The organism is Methanosaeta sp. UBA458 (assembly GCF_002496085.1).
GTDB classification, from domain to species: Archaea; Halobacteriota; Methanosarcinia; order Methanotrichales; family Methanotrichaceae; genus Methanothrix; species Methanothrix soehngenii.
Genome location: NZ_DAIK01000103.1, coordinates 5,538 through 7,291, shown reverse-complemented (window position 1 = coordinate 7,291; position 1,754 = coordinate 5,538). Strand labels below are relative to the sequence as shown.

At 45.8% G+C, this 1,754-nt stretch carries 2 protein-coding genes (1 of these 2 only partly in view); one reads left to right on the top strand and one right to left on the bottom strand.

Features of this window, described 5'->3' with window-relative positions:
* Positions 1 to 83: 83 nt before the first annotated feature.
* Positions 84 to 1,103: an ABC transporter substrate-binding protein gene (locus BP822_RS07150; protein WP_286878059.1), complete on the bottom strand. Its 1,020-nt coding sequence runs from the start codon at positions 1,101 to 1,103 to the stop codon at positions 84 to 86.
* A gap of 583 nt (positions 1,104 to 1,686) precedes the next feature.
* Between BP822_RS07150 and BP822_RS07145 the strand changes: the two genes are divergently transcribed.
* Positions 1,687 to 1,754 carry the start of a precorrin-8X methylmutase gene (locus tag BP822_RS07145; protein ID WP_286878058.1) on the top strand. It continues 499 nt past the right edge of the window, so 68 of the gene's 567 nt are visible here — the first part of the coding sequence; its start codon is at positions 1,687 to 1,689; its stop codon lies off the right edge, out of view.

Here is a 1,754-nt window from a genome sequence, read left to right as displayed (position 1 = left end):
TTTAGGGCGGGGAGCAGTCACGGAAAGGAGCTTTTGAATCGCCTGGAACCATGCGAAATTAATCATAAAAATATTAAAAAAAATCAGATTGATGAGCCCGTGGGATATGTGTAAACGCCATCAAGTTGGCTCAGACCATAGAACTTCTCTGCAAGCTCCTGGTGGACTTCCTCTGGATCCACATCCTGAAACAGCTCTGGATAGAACAGCTTGGCCATGTAAATCTGGCAGATAACAGAGCGCACGCCGTATCTGAGCTCTCCGGAGACCAGATAAACCCTACCATCCTTGACGGCCTTCACGTCAGCAAGCTCAGGGCGGGCGATGATCTCGTCTCTCAGCGTCTTCAGCTCATTTTCTGTGAATGCCTTGTCGCTGGACCTTTGCTGGATTATCACATCCGGATCAACCTCTACCACCCACTCCGGGCTGACGGTGGGATATGAATGAGTGCTGTTTCCCAGATCTTTTGCAATGTTGTCTCCGCCTGCCAGTCGGATCAATGTATCTGAGGGGTTGCCGTTAGAAACAGTGTAATACGGCTTTCCAGCCCATTCAAAGAAGACCTTGGGCCTGTCCTCAGGTTTTACGCTTGCGATGCGTTCTTGAATCATATCCTGATAGCCTGCGATAAAATCGGTGATCTCCTGGGCGCGCTCTTCCTTCCCCATCAATGCTCCCAGCTTTTCCATAACCTCATTATCTTTGGCCGGATCTACAAGGGACTCGAGCATCACAGGGATTCCTGCATTCTCAAGCTCTTTTGAATCATCATCCGACAGCATGGTATCTGCGATCACCAGGTCCGGATGGAGCGATATTATCCGCTCCAGATCTGGCGAATAGGAGCTCTTCCCGGCAATAGGCACCTCTTCTAAGCCCGGCGGGAAATGAGAATAAGAATCCCTTCCTACCAGGCTCTTTTCTCCATCCAGAGCATAAAGGTACTCTGCAACTCCTGTCCCCAGCGATACAACCTTTTGCACCGGCACATTCACGCTTACAGAGCGTCCAGTGGAGTCAATAACTGTTATGCTCTCAGCACTACCCACCGTGATGAGTAGGCTGAGGCATATCATTATCAAGACGATTTTCTTGAGCAAATGCTTATCCTCCTTGTTAAGATTAATTTGCTCTAGATCAATTTAACTTGTATATAAACATATGCTGATTAATTTAGAGTACTTTTATAAAAATTAGATGTTGCTACCTTAAATATATGGGCTAAAGCCATCCTGTCGTTGCGAGGGCAATTTTGAGAGTGGATTCATCATCCTCCGCGCTTCTCACAAGGGAAAATCGATCTGACTCTCTGATACAGCTTCAATTTTCATTAGGATAGGCAGCTTTCTATTAAATCGGATTTTCTATCGAATTTGCGCCTTCTCGATACCTAAATTTCATTGCTCCATGGCGTCTGTTCTGCTTGTCGCCCAGCGAAAGCTTATTAAATCAAGTTAATAAGACTTAAATCAAATTACGTTTATAGGCTGCGACATTCAGACGTGATGTTTCTGAATTAGGAGCGGATACGCAATCTGGGAGAAATGGAATCGAGATCAAGAGATAGGGCAACGGATTCCTATTGTATGCATAGGCTGTGATCCATTGTATTGGCTGCCCTGAAAAATTTGTATCTTGAGATCGAAGGATGGATGGAAGAGAAGATGTCGAAGGTGCTTGGTAATGGATGAGAAATATACCGATATTGGAGCCACTACTCCTGAGGCAATGGATATAAGCAGAAGGAGCAG